Raw genomic sequence first — 15,822 nt, 5'->3', positions numbered from 1 at the left:
CCCGGCCCTCAGGCCGGGAGGAGTTTCACCTGAAGGCTGCTGATTCCGCTCAGCAGATTGGAATGGACGAGCTCGGGCTCGGCCGTGACGTGCATTTCACCGACGTATTCGCGCAGCGCCTCGAGCATCGCGCCGACCTCCGTGCGGCCGAGGTAGGCGCCCAGGCAGAAGTGCGGCCCGTAGCCGAACGTCGCGTGCCTGTTGGGAGAGCGGGCCAGGTCCAGGCGCTCGGGGCCGTCGAAGACGTCCTCGTCCCTGTTGGCGGAGGAGTTCCACAGCGTGACGATGTCGCCCGCGGCGATCTTCGTCCCCCTGACGGTGACGTCCTTGGTCGCCCTCCTGCCGAAGTGCATGGCGGGGCTGACCCAGCGCAGGATCTCCTCGACGGCGGTCTTGGTCTCGACCGTGCCGTTCTTGTACGCGGCCCACTGGTCCGGGTGGTCGACCATCGCCGGCACCGTCCCGATCATGGTGAGGCGGCTGGTCTCGTCGCCGCCGATGATCAGGCTGTAGCAGTTGAACACGATGTCGTCGTCCGACAGCGGCACCCCGTCGATGCTGCTGGCGACCATCGCGCCGATCACGTCGTCCTTGGGGGTGCGGCGGTGCTCGACGACCAGGTCGTCGAAGTACATCAGGATCTCGTTGCGCGCCATCAGGGACGCCTCGGCGGCGTCCTCGTCGTCGGCGTCCGCCTCGTCGCTGCTCAGCGCCGTCTTGGTCAGGTCGAGCAGGTGGTCGCGGTGCTCGTCGCCCTCGGGGACGCCGAGCAGGTCGCTGATGGTGTTGATCGGGATCTTCTCCGCGACGTCCCGCGCGAAGTCGCAGGCGCCGAGCTCGACGCCCGCCCGGACCCTGCTCCGGGCGTTCTCCCGCACCCGCTCGGCGACGTAGGAGAGCGCGCGGGGCGAGAACGCCTTGAGGAACACGTTGCGCAGGTCCCTGTGGCGCTTGCCGTCGGTCACCGCCAGCATGCGCCCGGCCGCGGAGTCGCCGCCCGCGAGCAGCGTGGTCAGGACGTTGCCCCGCTCGGAGGTGAAGTGGTCGTCGTCCTTGTAGACCGCCATGATGTCGTCGTACTTGGTGAGCGCCCAGAACCCGGGCCGGTCGCCGCGGGGGGCGTTCCAGAAGACCGGGGCCTCGGCGCGCAGCCGCCGCCAGATCGCGTACTGGTCGTGGGCGCGGAAGGTCCGCGGGTCGGCCAGGTCGAGCGCGTCCAGCTTGGGGGGGAGCTCATGCATCGGAGCCGCTCCCGTCCACGAGGATCAGGTCCATCTCGACGCCCTCGCGCAGCGGGGTGATCGCGGCGTACTCCGGCGAGTCGTACCAGCGGCGGGCGTGCTCGGCGCTCGGGAACTGCATGACCGACAGGTGCGTGGGGTGCCACCCGCCCTCCAGCACGTCGAACTCGCCGCCGCGGATGGCGAAGCCGCCGCCGTACGCCTGCAGCGTGGCCAGCACCTTCTCCCGGTAGACGGCCATCTTCTCCCTGTCGGGGACGGCGGCCACGTTGCCAATGACGAACGTCGTCATCGTTCCTCCCGTTCGTGTAGCTCTCCACTCATGAAGATCACCGCGCGGCCGTCCAGCCCCACGCGATCGCCCCGCGTCGTCACGCGCACGCGACCGCCGCGGGGGGAGCACTGGTAGCCGGTGAGCCGGCGCCTGCCGAGCCTGGCGCTCCAGAAGGGGCCGAGGCAGCAGTGGGCCGAGCCCGTCACCGGGTCCTCGTCCACGCCGTGCCTCGGGGCGAAGAAGCGGGAGACGAAGTCGTGCTCCCCCCGCCCCCGCGCGGTGACGATGATCCCCCGGACGGGGAAGGCGCGGAGCGCGGCGAAGTCGGGCCGCAGCTCCGCGACCTCCCGCTCGTCGGTCAGCTCGGCCAGGTAGTCGAAGCGGTTGCGGCCCATCCAGACGGGCTTGGCGCCGAGCGCCTCGGGCAGCCCATCGGGGACCTCGGCCTCCTCGGCGGGTTCGGCGGGGAAGTCCAGGCTGATGCCGTCCTCGCCCCGCTCGGCCGTCAGCACGCCGCTGCGGGTGGCGAAGCGCAGCGGGCGGCGGGCGTCCTCGCCCTCCCGCTCCCACAGCACGTGCGCGGCGGCCAGGGTCGCGTGCCCGCACAGGTCGACCTCCCCTGTGGGGGTGAACCAGCGCAGGCCCATGCCCGCGGGGGAGTCCGCCGGGGCGGACCGGTCGACGAACACGGTCTCCGACAGGTTCATCTCGGCCGCCACCGCCTGCATCCAGCGCGCGTCGCGCGGCCGGTCGAGCAGGCACACCGCGGCGGGGTTGCCCTGGAAGACCGCGTCGGCGAAGGCGTCCACCACGAAGATCTTCATGGCGCCCCGTACGGGACGTCGACGCCGAGGCCGAGCTCGCGCGCGGAGCGGGCCGCCGCGAAGCCGGAGACGATGTCCTGCGCGGCCATGCCGAGCGACTTGTACAGCGTGATCTCGCCGGGGTCGCGGCGGCCCGCGTGCCGTCCGAGCAGCACCTCGCCGAGCTCGGCCAGGACGTGGCCGGGGCCGATCAGCCCCTCGGCCAGCGGGACGCGCAGGTCGCCCGACTCGTTCGCCGCCGACTCCCTGCTGTCCACGAACACCGCGCACCGCGCGACCGCGTCGCCGGACAGCTCGCGCGCGTCGGCGACCGAGGCGCCGACCGCGTTGACGTGCGCGCCCGGCGTCAGGTCGCGCCCGGCGACGACGGGCTCCTTGGCGGAGGTGGCGGTGCAGACCAGGTCGGCGCCCGCGAGCGCGTCGCCGGCCGAGGGCATCACCTCGACGGGGACCGGCAGCCAGGACGCCGCCCAGCGCCGGTAGTCCTCGGCCCGCTCCCGCGTGGGGCTGTACACGCGGACCCTGCGCAGGTCGCGCACCAGCGCCAGGGCCGAAAGATGGGAGCGCGCCTGCACTCCCGAGCCGATGACGGCCAGGTCGCCGGCGCCGGGAAGCGCCAGCGCGCCGGTGGCGACCGCCGAGACGGCGGCGGTGCGGATCGCGGTCAGCTCGGCGCCGTCCAGCAGCGCCAGCGGGAACCCGGTCTCGGGGTCGAACACCAGGACCACGCCGATGTGGACCGGCAGGCCCTTGTCCCGGTTTCCCGGCCGCAGCATGATCGCCTTGAGCCCGTATCCCGGCAGGTCGCCGGTGACGTGGCAGGGCATGGCGGCGAAGACCCCGCCGTCGCCCGGCGGCCGCAGGATGGTGCGCAGCGGCTGGGTCACCTCTCCCCCGCTGTAGGCGCGCATGACGCCGGCCATCAGGCCGATCGCCCGCTCCATGGGCAGGGCCTTGCGCACGGCCTCGCTATCGAGGAACAACATCGGCGTTCTCCCTGGGGATGTCGGGGGCGGCGTCGTCCAGGACGAACACCGACCAGACCATGCGGATGGGCCGGGTGCGCGAGATGAACTCGAGGCCGTAGCTCTCCACCGCCGGGGCCGTGGTGAGCGCGAGGTCGCTGGACCCGCCGCGCGCGGCCAGGGCCGCGGCGCTGGTCGAATTCATGATCATCACTTTGCCCGGTGCGAAGGGCGCGGGCAGGAGCTGGGCGATCAGCGGCGCCGGCGCCGGATGCGTGGCGATCGACGGCCGCACCGGCAGGTCGTCGTTGCCCCGCGACTTGGCCAGGCCGTACAGCGGGGTGTCCATGATGAACACCGCCGCGAGGGCCAGCCGCGTGTCCATGTAGAACTCGTTGACCGCCCGGTAGGCGTTGGCCACGATGAAGTGGCTGACGTCCCGGTTGAGCAGGGCGTCGCACGCGCCCTCGTAGGTGTCGTACAGCGAGAGCTGCGGTTCGCTCGGCAGCTCCGAGAGCTTCTCCCACAGCAGTTCGGCGGCCGTCTCGCTGCTCGTTCCCGGCGGCCCGAGCGTTCCTATCTCCTTCAGCACCACCCGACTGGGCGTGTCGATCTCCATCCAACCGAGCTGTTCCATCACGCTCGCTCCTTTGATGCCGGTCGCTCCACTGGCTCGCCTCTGCTTCCGTCCGGCACACCGGGTTTCACCGGGGTCAGCCACCGGCGGGTGTCCTCGCGTTCGGCCCTGACCACCTGGCGGTAGCGCGCGACGAGCCGGGAGGTGACCGGGCCGGGCCGTCCCGCCCCGATCGGCCTGCCGTTGATCTCGATCACCGGGGTGACGCCGACGCCGGTGCCGGTGAGGAACACCTCGTCCGCCAGCAGCAGGTCGGCGGGGTGCAGCGGCTGCTCGGCGACGGCCATGCCGAGGTCGGCGGCCAGCGCGAGCACGGTGTCCCTGGTGATGCCGGGCAGAATGTCGGCGTCGGCCGGCGGCGTCAGCAGAGTGCCGCCGCGCACCGCGAAGACGTTGGCCGTGCTCGCCTCGGCGACCTGCCCCGCGTCGTTGAGCAGGATCGCGTCGTCGTACCCGGCCGCGCGCGCGTCCTCGACGGCCAGCGCGCTGTTGACGTACCCACCGGTGATCTTGGCCTGGACGGGGACAGCCGCGCGCGAGGGCCTGCGCCAGGAGCTGATCAGGCAGCGGACGCCGCCGGGCGGGGTGTAGGCGCCGAGCCGGGAGGCGACGATCGTCACCGCCTCGGAGATGCCGCCGAGGCCCACGCCGGGCGGGGTGCCCGGCAGCAGGCCGAGCTTGTAGGCGAGCGGCCTGACGTAGACGTCGCCCGTGTCGCCGTTGCGGCGCAGCAGGTCCACCGTCAGGTCCGTCAGCTCGTCGGCGCTCAGCCCCACCTCGATGCGCAGCAGCCGGCACGACCGCAGGAAGCGCAGGTAGTGGTCGCGCACCCGGAACAGATGCATCCGCCCGCCGTCCGCGCCCCCGTGCGCCCTGATCCCCTCGAACGCGCCGGTGCCGTAGTGCAGGCCCTGCGTCGTCGGCGGCAGCCGGACGTCGTCGAAGCGGACGAAGCCTCCGGCGTCCTGGACCCGGTGGTAGACCCAGCGGCCCGGCAGCGGCCGCATCACCCTCTCCTCGCGGCCAGGGCGAGGGCGGCGCGGGACTCGCGGTCGTTTCCGGCCACTTCGTCGCCGCGCCCGTCCACGACCCGGGCGGCCTTCCAGCTCACCATCGCGCCCGTGCTCGTGATGCTGCCCGGGTCGCCGAACGAGACGACCAGCTCGGTGCCGAGCACCTCGCGGCACTCCTCCTGCGCCAGGAGCAGGCCCGGGTGGGTCTTCGAGGCGCCGTGCAGCATCAGGTTCACCCGGTCGTCGCCGAGGGGCGTGCGCTCCAGCCTGATCTGGTAGTCCAGGAAGCCGCCCACGTGCCTGAGCAGCAGGTCCTCCAGGTCGTAGCCGGTGATGGAGTGGCCGTTCAGGACGATCTGGTCGCCGACCCTGCCGAGCACCTCGACCCGCTGCGCGGGAACCGTCGTGCCCGCCGCCACCGGGTGCATGCGCACCATGTCGCCGGTCCGGTAGCGGACGAGCGGCTTGGCGCCCTGGTAGAGATTGGTGATCACCAGTTCGCCCTGGCGCACGCCATTCCCGTCGGCCCGCGCGGGCAGCAGGGTGACCGGGTCGACGACCTCGTAGTGGTTGATCAGCGGCGCGGTGTACAGGCCGCCGTCGGCGCCGGCCGCGGCCAGCACGGACGCCTCCTGCGAGGCGTACAGGCAGTTGTAGGCCCGCGCGCCCCACAGGGCGCCGATGCCGGCGAGCAGGCTCGGCGACGCCAGCTCGCCGGTGAGCATGAGCACGTCCAGCGAGAAGTCGGCGGCCGGGTCCAGGCCCGCCTCCCTGGCCTTCTTGGCCAGCGAGAGCGCCATGCCGGGCGTGCAGAACAGCCCGGTGACGGGCAGCATGCGCATCACCTCGAGGGCGCGGTCGAAGCCGATCATCGGCGAGTGCGGCCACATCTTGGCCACGGCGACGCCGAGGTTGCGGCAGACGTCGCCGAAGGTGTCGCCGGTCGCGTGCAGCTCCGTCGGACCGGACACCCCGACCACCTGCCGGTCGCCGTACTGGTCGAACACGGTCTGGTAGTAGGCGGTGAGCACGCTGTTGTTGTGCAGGGTGTCGGTGTTGTCCCGCGGGCAGGGGGTGGCGCTGCCGGTGGTGCCGGTGGTCTCGTAGAAGATCCACGCCTCGTGCATCGGCCGCGAGAGCATGTCGAACTGCGCGTCGCGCAGGTCCTGCTTGGTGGTGAAGGGCAGCGAGCCGAGCTCGTCGTCCTCGGACAGGCCGGCGAGCCGCGCGCGGTAGAAGGGGGAGCGCTCCTTGACGTAGGACACGGTCTCGCGCAGCGCGCGCGCCTGGTGCGCGGCCAGGCGCTTCTCGTCCCACTCCCCCGCCAGGAACTCCTGGTGCCATTCCCGCAGGGACCTGGCCATTGCGTCCAGTTCGGGGTGGTGAATCGTGAACATCGAAAGCCTCGGTTTCTACTCTTCGAGGTCGGCGATGACCCAGTCGCTGATCTCTCGCCACCGTGCCGCCGACTTCTGGTGGAAGGGGTGGAGCAGATATCTCTCGAGCGCGGCCTCGTCCCGGACCAGGCCCATGACGGCGAAGTCGTAGGCGATGGCGCGCTCGGAGACGTTCCGGCCGGCCCGCCACTCAAGGAGGTCCTCGACCTGCGCGCCGACCTCGGCCGCCATCCGCTCCGCCTCGGTGACGCGCTCGTCCGCCCAGGTGCGTCCGGGCTTCAGCTTGAAGAGCACGATGTGCCGGATCATTCGCCCACCTCCACGCGCAGGGCCGCGGCGGCCCGGTCCAGTCGTCCGATGAGCTCGGGGACGGTCCGGCCGCGCGCGATCACGTGGCCGAACCGGTCGTAGGCGCTGCGCGGCGGTCCCACCCGCGTGCCGGGCGCGGCCGTGACGCTGACCCGCTCGACGCCGGGCAGCGCCGCCGCCCGTTCCACGCCGGACACGGCGCGGACCTCGCCGGGGCGGTCGGCGACCAGGAAGCGGATCCCCGCGTGCCCCTCTCGCCTGCGCGCGAGCGACACGGGCAGGCCGATGGCGCCGCGGATCTGCTGTTCGAGCAGGTCCAGGCCGTCCACCAGGGAGATCAGCTCGGGGATCATGCCACCGGCCAGGCGCGGGTTGATCTCCACGATGGCCACGCCGTCGGGCAGGAGCCTGACCTCGGTGTGGGTGGGGCCGTGCTGGACGCCGACCGCGGCGAGCGCGAGGCGGACGGCGTCCTCCATCGCCTCGGCGTCGGCGGGGGTGACGGGCGCGGGGTAGACGTGCCCGGACTCGACGAAGTACGGATGCCCGGTGAGCGACTTGGCGACGATCCCGACGCACCCGGCCTCGCCGTCCGTGTGCACCATCTCGACGCTGAACTCCGGGCCTTCCAGGTACTCCTCCACCAGCGCCGCCGGCTCGCACCGCTGGCCCCGGACGTTGACCCGCACCGACAGCACCCGCGCCACCTGCGCCAGCGCCTGGGCCGGCGAGGCGCACAGCCGCACGTTCTCAGAGCCCGAGCCGCTGACCGGCTTGACCACGCACGGGAGTCCCACCCGCGCGACCGCCTCCGCGGTCTCGCTCCGGTCGTGGACCACCGCGAAGCGCGGCTGCCGCAGCCCGGCCTTGGCCAGCGCGTGCCGGGTGCGGCCCTTGTCGCGGCACACGCGCACGGCCTCGGGCGGGTTGCCGGGCAGCCCGAGATGGGCGGCCAGCTCGGCGACGGTGGCGACGTAGAAGTCGCTGGTCGTGGTCACGCCGCACAGGTCCGCCGCGTACGGGGCGACGGCGTCCAGCAGCGAGCCGGGGTCGTTGGTGTCGCACCGCACCACCTGCGCGCCCGACTCGGTCAGGCCCCGGTAACGCTCGGGCTTGCCGGTCAGGAACAGCGGGGCCAGGCCGAGGGCGCCCGCGGTCCGCAGCGCGATCATGCCGGTGCCGGTGGTGTTGGCCTCTACGCAGGCAAGACGGCCTCGCATCGCACCTCCCGGCGTCTTTGTCCCGGGAAGCAGTTCGACCAGGTCGACACGGTCTGGGAGGCGTCGACCTCGACCGGCGCCGTCGCCACGGGCATGCTGTGCAGGTCCTTCTCCAGCCAGTGGCCCTCGTCGTACACCGTGGCGCAGTAGCGGTCGCCGCGGTCGGGCATGATGCCGACGATCGTGGTGCCGGGGCTCTCCCTCCTGGCGAGGTGACGCATCACGCCGTACACCGAGCCGGCGGTGTTGCCGCCGAAGATCTGCTGTTCGGCGGCGAGGTCGGCGGTCGCCTGGAAGGCCTCGCGGTCGTTGAGCCAGTGCACCTCGTCGATCACCGCGTGGTCCACGTTGGCGGGGACGAGGCTGTTGCCGAGGCCGCTCTGCAGCCGTCCCGGCAGGTCCGGCTGGCCGAAGATCACGCTTCCGACGCAGTCGACGCCCACCGTCCACAGGTCGGGCAGCTTCTCGCGCAGGGCACGCGCGGTGCCGCACAGCGAGCCGCCGCTGCCGACCGCGCCGACGAGCACGTCGATGTGCCCGAGGTCGGCCAGCAGCTCGGCGGCGAGGGTGGCGTACGCCCGCGGGTTCTCGGGGTTGCTGTACTGCCGGGGCCAGAACGACCCGGGCAGCTCGGCGCGCAGCAGCTCCAGCCGTTCCAGGCGGGCTCCCTGCCAGCCGTGCGCGGTCATCTTGTCGACGATGTGCACCGAGCAGCCCAGGAAGCGGAGCTTGGCCAGGGTGATCGGGTCGATCCTCGGGTCGGTCACGATGTGCACCGGGTGGCCGAGCGCGGTGCCGACCAGGGCGACGCCCAGCGCCATCGTCCCCGAGGAGCTCTCGACGATGGCCGCGCCCGGGGCCAGCTCGCCCGACTCGCGCGCGGCGAGGATGATCTGCCGGGCGACCCTGTCCTTCATCGCGAACAGGTTCTGCAGTTCCAGCTTGGCGTAGACCGCGGCGCCCCCAAGGTCGAGGGAGACCAGCGGGGTGTGCCCGATCGCGTCGATCACGTTGTTGTGAAGCACCGGACCTCCTCTGCTTCGGCGGTGAGCGAATGGTCGACGTGCGCGTGTCCCGCCAGCCGCGCGCACGCCCTCTCGGCGCGGCCGAGCCGGTCGCGGTAGCGCGGGTCGGCGACGTCGAGCAGCAGTCCGATGGCGGTGCCGCTGTGCGCCACCGCGACGCCGAGCCCGCCGACCTCGTCGCAGATCTGGCGCATCGACCGCATCGTGCTCTTGGGGTTGAGCCGCTGGTTGAGCACGGCGCTCTGGGTGGCGACGTAGCCGATGTCGGCCGCGTCTCCCGCGGCGACGGCCACGACGAGCATGTCGAGCAGCCGCGCGTACTCTTTCCTGTCGGCGTCGGAGAAGGGCTTGGGCCGCCGGTTGAAGGCGATGGTGTCGACGCTCCCGCCCTCGTCCACGCTGACGATCGTCAGCGGGGGCAGGTGCCCGAGCCGGGTCAGCAGGCGGACCTCGCGGTGCAGGAAGGCGACGGCGCCGTCGTACATGACCCCGTCGGTGGGTTCGATGGGCCGCAGCAGCGCCTCGATCTCCGCGGCGTCCGGCACGGCCCCGATGGCCTCGCCCACCGCGCGGGCCGTCGCCACCAGGTCGGCGGAGGAGCTGCTGAAGCCCTTGCCCTCCGGCAGGTCGCTCCGCACGGTCAGCACGCCTCCGGCCCGCACGCCGTGCGCGGCCAGCAGGGCCCTCGCGACCCTCAGCGACTTGCTCTTGTGGCCGGGCGCCACGGTCACCTGGGCGGTCTTCGGGTCCAGGCGGAAGGTCGCGCGGCTGGACCTCGGGATGGGCAGCGTGACCAGGAAGTCGAGGCCGTCGCCGGCGAGCTGGCCCTGCAGCAGCTCGCCGAAGGTCCCGTAGGCCACTCCTGAGCCGATCACGACCGGCTCGCGAGGCCGAGGAGCCCGTCGACCGAGGCCGCCGCCGCCTCGACGCGCCGGCGGCGCGCCGACCACTCCCTCGCGAGGACGGCCAGTTCCTCGCCCTGGCCGGCCAGCATCGAGCGGACCTCGTCCGGGTGCGCCGACCCCTGCGAGCGCTTGAGCCGCAGAGCGCCGTCGGGTTCGAGCGTCCCGGCCAGCAGGCCGGCCGCGTCGGTCACCGGGTGGCCGTGGGCGGCGCAGATGCTCATCAGCTCCTCCGGGTCGGCCGCGGCCCCGGCGGCGATCATGGCGACGATGTACCGGCCCGCGATGACCTGCGCCGTCCGCCACGGCACGCCGGCGTCCAGGGTGAGCCGGTTGGCCAGCGAGAAGCCGCCGAGGTGCTCACCGGCGCACAGGTCGCGTCCTCGCGCGGCGGGGAAGGCGACGTTGTCGAGCACGAGCGTGAGCAGGGCGAGGATCGAGGAGAAGGTGTCGGTCGCCGAGGCGAGCTGCGCGCCCCCTTCCTTGCCGACCTCGACGGTGTTGCTGAACGGCGTGCCGCGCTGGGCGGCGGCCACGTCGACGTACCAGGACAACAGGTGCGCCGTCCGGCCGCGGATGCGCTCAAGCAGCGGGTAGTTCTTCTTCTGCGGCATCGCCGAGGAGATCCCCGCCAGCTCGTCGGGCAGCTCGACCAGCCCGTAGTGGCTGCCGGCCCAGGTCATCAGGTCCGTCACGAACCTGTTCAGGCCGGTGGCGAAGGTCGCCGCCTCGGCCGCCAGCTCCAGCATCCACGCCCGGGAGGCGACGGCGGCGAGCGCGTGCGTGCGCGGCCCGGCGAAGCCGAGGTGCCCGGCCATCGCCGTCCTGTCCCACGGCAGCTCCTGGCCGGCCATGGCGCCCGCCCCGAGGGGAGAGCGGTCGGCGTGGTCGTAGGTCGCGAGCAGCCGGCGCAGCGTGTGCAGCAGATGGTCGGACAGCGCGCTGACGTAGAAACCCGGAGTGATCACCTGGGCCGCCTGCAGGTGGGTGTAACCGGGCATCGGGGCCTCGGCGTGCCGGGCGGCCAGCCGGTGCGCGGCGTCCACGCAGCCGAGCAGTCCTTCGGCGATCCGCAGGGCCCGCTCGCGGCCGAACATCAGCTGCGCGCACGCCTGCCCGTCGTTCCTGCTGCGGTCGACGTGCCATCGCGGCACCGGCGCGGGAAGCCGTCCGGCCACCAGGCGCTCGATGCCGAAGGAGATGTCGGACAGATTCTCCTCGGGGTCGGCGGCGAGGTCCGCGGGTGTCATCGCGTGCAGGGCGCTCGCGATTCCCGCGACCTCCTCCGGAGCCAGAATTCCCATCCGCCGGTATTCCAGCAGCAGGACCTTCTCAATGTGGAGGTAGTGCGGCAGGAGATGCCGCACTTCATAGGAGAACTGCGGCTCCAGCACCTCCTCGTGCAGGAGGTTCGCGGGAGCGCCGCCAATTCGGCCGGTCACCATAGCCATGCTGCGAACGTTAGGGCGGCGACTTATCGGCTCGTTTTCACCCGTCTATGAAAAGCAGATGATATGTGCCGGATAAACGCCGTCCATAGTCTGCGTCGCAGGAACAGAATATGGAGGTGGGCACGGTGCCCGACAGGGGAAACCAAGAATACTGGCGCGAAACACTCGCAGCGGGAGGCGGCACACGCCTGCCGCGCTGGTCACGAGGATCCGCAGGCGAAGCCTCGCGCAGTTTCCCCCTGGCACCCGCTTCCCCCGCGTCGGCCGTGCTGCTCGCCGCGCACGCCAAGGTGCTGTCGAGTCTCGCCGGCGAGACGACGGTGTCCACCGGCTACCGCGCGCCGGGAATGGCCGAGGCGCTGCCCTGCCGCATCGTCGTCGGCGACGGCTCGTGGAGCGAGCTGGTCGACGCCGCGCGCCGCGCCGAGGAGGAGCTGCTGCGCCACGCCGGCTACCCCGTGGCGGCCCTGCGCGAGGAGCTCGGCCCGGCGGCGCAGTGGTTCGAGACGGTCCTGGACCTCGGCGGCGGCGACCCCGGCGGCGAACTCGGCGAGGTGGTCCTGCGGGCCGAGGTGGACCCCTCCGGCGGGCGGCTGCTGCTGCGCCACCGCACGGACGTGGTGGACGACGAGTACGCGGCCAGGATCGCCGGCTACTACCGGACGGCCCTCGCGGCGGCCGCGGGCGACCCGGGGGCCTCCCACACGGAGCGGAGCCTGCTGTCGCCCGAAGAGGCGCGCCACCAGCTCGACGTCCTGGCCGGCCCGCCTCGCGTCCTGCCCGACCGGCGCTTCCACGAGCTGTTCGAGGAGCGGGTGCGCGAGCGTCCCGGCGAGGTGGCCGCGGAGCGCGGCGGCGAACGCCTGACCTACGCCGAGCTGAACGCCCGCGCCAACCGCATCGCGTGGGGACTGCTCGGCCGGGGCCTCGCCGCCGAGGACGTCGTCGCCGTGGCGGCCGAGCGCGACCTGGACTGGATGGCCGCCGTCATCGCCGTCATGAAGGCCGGCGGCGTCTACCTGCCCGTCGACCCGCGCTTCCCGGCCGACCGCGTCGCCGCCATGCTGGAGCGCGGCTCGTGCCGGTTCGTCCTCGGCGCCGGCCCGGTCGACGGCGCCGGTCAGGTGATCACCTACGCGGACGCCGTCGCCGGCGTCGCACGCGAGGACGACCCGGGCGTCCCCGTCGCCGCCGGTCAGGCGGCCTACATCTACTTCACCTCCGGCTCCACCGGCCTGCCCAAGGGGGCGGTGTGCGAGCACGCCGGCATGCTCAACCACCTGTACGCCAAGATCGAGGACCTGCTGATCGGGCCGGGGGACGTGGTCGCGCAGACGGCCCCCCAGTGCTTCGACATCTCGCTGTGGCAACTGCTGGCCGCCCCGATGGCGGGCGCCACCACCCTGATCGTCGAGCAGGACGTCATCCTGGACGTCCGCCGCTTCGTCACGACGCTCGCCGAGCGGCGCGTCAACGTGGCCCAGCTCGTCCCCTCCTACCTGGAGGCCGTGCTCGCCCACCTCGACGACGAGCCCCGGCCCCTTCCCGATCTGCGCTTCGTCTCGGTCACGGGCGAGGCGGTGAAGAAGGAGCTGCTGGTCCGCTGGTTCGCCCGCTTCCCCGGCGTCGGCGTGCTCAACGCCTACGGGCTCACCGAGACGCACGACGACACCAACCACGAGCTGCTCCGGCGCCCGCCGGACGGAGAGGGGGTCCCGCTGGGGGCGCCCATCCCCGGCGCCCGCGTCTACGTCCTGGACGAGAACCTGTGGCCGGCCCCGCTCGGCTCCCCCGGTGAGATCGTCTTCTCGGGGCCGTGCGTGGCCAGGGAGTACATCGGCGACGCCGAGCGCACGCGCCTGGCCTTCACCGCCGACCCGCACCGGCCGGGGCTGCGGCTTTACCGCTCGGGCGACTTCGGGTACTGGCGGCCGGACGGCAAGCTGGCCTTCCTCGGCCGCAGGGACGCCCAGGTGAAGATCCGCGGCCACCGCGTCGAGCTGGGCGAGGTGGAGGGGCGGCTGCTGCGGGTCCCCGGCGTGCGCGACGGCGCCGTCCTGGTCGCCGAGAGCGGCGGCGGCCGGCAGCTGGTGGCGTTCTACACCGCCGCCGCCGACATCCCCGAGGAGGACCTGCGCGGGCCGCTCGCGCGGGCCCTGCCCGTGTACATGCTGCCGGAGCGCTTCCACCGGCTGGACGCGCTGCCGCTGACCGGCAACGGCAAGGTCGACAAGAAGCGGCTGGCCGCCATCGCGCAGGAGGCGCGAGGGCCGGCCGCGGCGGAGCCTCCGCGCACCCCCGCCGAACGGCGCGTGGCGGCGCTGTGGGAACAGGCCCTGGCCCTCCCCGCCGGCCGCGTGGGCCGCGGCGACGACTTCTTCGCGCTCGGCGGCACCTCGCTGTCGGCGATCAGGTTCCTGGCCAGGCTCGGCCGGGTGACGACCGTGCGCGAACTGGCCGGCCACCCCGTGCTCGCGGACTTCGCCGCCTACATCGATGGAGGCAGTCATCAGATGCCGACTCCGGCGCACCACCCCGACAAGCCGCCGATCCTCGGCGTTCCCCCCGGCGCGGGCGCGGACTGGCTCCGCGACCACCGCGACGAGCTGTACGCGACGGTCGCCGAGCACGGCGCCGTGCTGCTGCGCGGCCTGGACCTGAACGACCTGCCCGGCATGCGCCGGCTCGCGGCCGAGCTCATCGCCGAGCCGGTCGTCGAGCGGGAGGGGTTCGCCCCGCGCGCCGACCACGGCCACGGCCTGTACTCCTCGGCGGAGTGGCCGCCCGACCAGCCGATGTGCATGCACCACGAGCTGAGCCACGCCCTGACCGTGCCCCGGCTGCTGCTGTTCGGCTGCCTGACCGCTCCCGCCTCCGGAGGCGTCACCGCGCTCGCCGACGGCGGAGAGGTCCTCGCCAGGCTGGACCGCGAGCTGGTCGAGCGGTTCGAGCGGCAGGGCTGGCTGCTCGCCCGCAACTACGGCGAGGACGTCGGGCTGCCCTGGCAGGCCGCCTTCGGCACCGGCGACCGCGCCGCGGTCGAGGAGTACTGCCGGGACAACGCCATCGACTTCCAGTGGGGCCAGGACGGCACGCTGTCCACCCGCCGGCGCAGGGCCGCCGTGCTCACCCACCCGCTCACCGGGCGGCGGTCCTGGTTCAACCAGGTCGCCTTCCTCAACGCCTGGACCATGGCCTCCGAGGTCAGGGAGTACCTCCTTGAGGTCTACGGCCCGCAGGGCCTGCCCTTCAACACCTTCTACGGCGACGGCGAACCGATCGGCGCCGCCGAGGTGGATCTGATCAACAAGGTCTACGAGACGTGCACGCTGCGCGAACCGTGGCGCAAGGGGGATTTGATGATCGTCGACAACCTCCGGATGGCGCACAGCCGCGAGCCCTATCAGGGGCCGCGCGAGGTGCTCGTCGCCATGGGCGACCCGGTGCGTCTGGCGCCCTCCCCGTGAACGGCGGCGACATCCGCGTCGAGGGGCTGACCAAACGGTTCGGCAAGGTCCACGCGCTGCGCGGCGTCGACCTGGAGGTACGGGCGGGCACGGTGCTCGGCCTGCTCGGCCCCAACGGCGCGGGGAAGACGACCATCGTCCGCATCCTGTCCACGCTGGAGCGTCCCGACTCCGGCAGGGCCCTCGTCGGCGGCCACGACGTCGTGCGCGAGCCGCACATGGTCCGGCAGGCCATCGCGGTCGTCGGCCAGTACGCCACCGTCGACAAGGGCGTCTCCGGCCGCGAGAACCTCTACGTGGTGGCCCGGCTGCTCGGGCTGCGCCCCCGCGCGGCGCGGGCGCGCTCCGCGGAGCTGCTGGAGCTGTTCGGGCTCGGCGCGGTGGCCGGTCGCGCGGCCGGGGGGTACTCCGGCGGCCAGCGCCGCCGCCTCGACCTGGCCGCCAGCCTCATCGGCAGGCCGGGCATCCTCTACCTCGACGAGCCGTCGACGGGGCTCGACCCGCACAGCCGCAAGGAGCTGTGGGACCTCATCCGCGGCCTGACCGACGACGGCATGACCCTGCTGCTGACCACGCAGCACATGGAGGAGGCCGAGGCCCTCGCCGGCGACGTGGTCGTCGTCGACCGCGGCCGGGTCGTCGCGGCCGGCACCCCGAAGGAGCTGCGCTCGCGCATCGGCGGGCAGATGCTGCACGTGCGCACGGCCGCCACCGCCGACCTGGAGGCGGCGCGGACCGCCCTGCGCGCCGCGGGCCTCGCCCCGGCGGGCGACGGCGAGGACGGCGTGCTGCGCATGCCGCTCACCAGGGACGGCGACCTGACGGCCGCGCTGAAGGCCCTGGCCGGCGGCGACATCGTGGTCACCGGGTTCGAGACCCGGACGCCGAGCCTCGACGAGGCGTTCCTGGCCCTGACCAGCGTTCCCGGCGACCAGGAGGACCCGTGACCCGCGTCCCGCCGCTTCCCCTCCTGCGGGACGAGACCGGTACCCGGGCCGGTCCCCATCCCGAAGAGCGATCATGACCTTGCGGCCGCACCGCCTCCCGAGGAGGACCCGTGAACCCCGACCCGTCCCGCCCGCCACCCGAGGAGGTGG

The 15,822-nt window shown here is 73.0% G+C and carries 14 protein-coding genes; 2 read left to right on the top strand and 12 right to left on the bottom strand.

Annotated features, from left to right (window positions below; genetic code table 11):
- Positions 1-8: 8 nt before the first annotated feature.
- The 12 genes from ACFO60_RS10070 to ACFO60_RS10015 are packed head-to-tail and all read right to left on the bottom strand — an operon-like array spanning position 9 to position 11,258.
- Positions 9-1,241, bottom strand: a complete 1,233-nt coding sequence (locus ACFO60_RS10070; RefSeq protein ID WP_380839435.1) for a cytochrome P450 — start codon at positions 1,239-1,241, stop codon at positions 9-11.
- The gene (locus ACFO60_RS10065; RefSeq protein ID WP_380839433.1) at positions 1,234-1,533 is read right to left on the bottom strand and encodes a DUF1330 domain-containing protein; all 300 of its coding nucleotides are present in this window, start codon (positions 1,531-1,533) and stop codon (positions 1,234-1,236) included. The genes ACFO60_RS10070 and ACFO60_RS10065 overlap by 8 nt, the downstream gene beginning before the upstream one ends.
- Complete coding sequence (locus ACFO60_RS10060; protein WP_380839430.1) at positions 1,530-2,339, bottom strand: PhzF family phenazine biosynthesis protein; 810 nt, start codon at positions 2,337-2,339, stop codon at positions 1,530-1,532. The genes ACFO60_RS10065 and ACFO60_RS10060 overlap by 4 nt, the downstream gene beginning before the upstream one ends.
- Positions 2,336-3,325 (bottom strand): ornithine cyclodeaminase family protein, encoded by a 990-nt coding sequence (locus ACFO60_RS10055; RefSeq protein ID WP_380839428.1) that lies wholly within the window; start codon positions 3,323-3,325, stop codon positions 2,336-2,338. Before ACFO60_RS10055 ends, ACFO60_RS10060 begins: the two co-directional genes overlap by 4 nt.
- A complete protein-coding gene (locus ACFO60_RS10050) occupies positions 3,309-3,941 on the bottom strand; it encodes a type 2 periplasmic-binding domain-containing protein (protein ID WP_380839426.1) in 633 nt (210 codons plus the stop codon). The genes ACFO60_RS10055 and ACFO60_RS10050 overlap by 17 nt, the downstream gene beginning before the upstream one ends.
- Positions 3,941-4,948 carry a branched-chain amino acid transaminase gene (locus ACFO60_RS10045; RefSeq protein ID WP_380839425.1) on the bottom strand — a complete coding sequence of 336 codons (1,008 nt, stop codon included), beginning with the start codon at positions 4,946-4,948 and terminating at the stop codon, positions 3,941-3,943. The genes ACFO60_RS10050 and ACFO60_RS10045 overlap by 1 nt, the downstream gene beginning before the upstream one ends.
- Positions 4,948-6,351 carry a phenylacetate--CoA ligase family protein gene (locus ACFO60_RS10040; RefSeq protein ID WP_380839423.1) on the bottom strand — a complete coding sequence of 468 codons (1,404 nt, stop codon included), beginning with the start codon at positions 6,349-6,351 and terminating at the stop codon, positions 4,948-4,950. The genes ACFO60_RS10045 and ACFO60_RS10040 overlap by 1 nt, the downstream gene beginning before the upstream one ends.
- Positions 6,352-6,366: 15 nt before the next feature.
- Entirely contained in the window at positions 6,367-6,660 is a 294-nt protein-coding gene (locus ACFO60_RS10035) for a Dabb family protein (RefSeq protein WP_380839422.1), read from the bottom strand.
- Positions 6,657-7,880, bottom strand: a complete 1,224-nt coding sequence (locus tag ACFO60_RS10030) for an ATP-grasp domain-containing protein (RefSeq protein WP_380839420.1) — start codon at positions 7,878-7,880, stop codon at positions 6,657-6,659. The genes ACFO60_RS10035 and ACFO60_RS10030 overlap by 4 nt, the downstream gene beginning before the upstream one ends.
- A complete protein-coding gene (locus tag ACFO60_RS10025; protein WP_380839417.1) occupies positions 7,856-8,905 on the bottom strand; it encodes a PLP-dependent cysteine synthase family protein in 1,050 nt (349 codons plus the stop codon). Before ACFO60_RS10025 ends, ACFO60_RS10030 begins: the two co-directional genes overlap by 25 nt.
- Positions 8,887-9,780, bottom strand: a complete 894-nt coding sequence (locus ACFO60_RS10020; RefSeq protein ID WP_380839415.1) for a GHMP family kinase ATP-binding protein — start codon at positions 9,778-9,780, stop codon at positions 8,887-8,889. Before ACFO60_RS10020 ends, ACFO60_RS10025 begins: the two co-directional genes overlap by 19 nt.
- Positions 9,777-11,258 (bottom strand): argininosuccinate lyase, encoded by a 1,482-nt coding sequence (locus tag ACFO60_RS10015; RefSeq protein ID WP_380839414.1) that lies wholly within the window; start codon positions 11,256-11,258, stop codon positions 9,777-9,779. The genes ACFO60_RS10020 and ACFO60_RS10015 overlap by 4 nt, the downstream gene beginning before the upstream one ends.
- Before the next feature lie 266 nt (positions 11,259-11,524).
- Here ACFO60_RS10015 and ACFO60_RS10010 point away from each other — a divergent pair, with 266 nt between their 5' ends.
- Positions 11,525-14,725: a non-ribosomal peptide synthetase gene (locus ACFO60_RS10010; protein WP_380839413.1), complete on the top strand. Its 3,201-nt coding sequence runs from the start codon at positions 11,525-11,527 to the stop codon at positions 14,723-14,725.
- Positions 14,722-15,672 (top strand): ATP-binding cassette domain-containing protein, encoded by a 951-nt coding sequence (locus ACFO60_RS10005; protein WP_380839410.1) that lies wholly within the window; start codon positions 14,722-14,724, stop codon positions 15,670-15,672. Before ACFO60_RS10010 ends, ACFO60_RS10005 begins: the two co-directional genes overlap by 4 nt.
- The last annotated feature ends 150 nt before the right edge of the window (positions 15,673-15,822 follow it).

The organism is Sphaerisporangium dianthi, from assembly GCF_042654065.1.
Lineage (GTDB): Bacteria > Actinomycetota > Actinomycetes > Streptosporangiales > Streptosporangiaceae > Sphaerisporangium > Sphaerisporangium dianthi.
The sequence above is the reverse complement of the archived record's forward strand: the minus strand, read 5'-3'. Positions and strand labels throughout refer to the sequence as shown.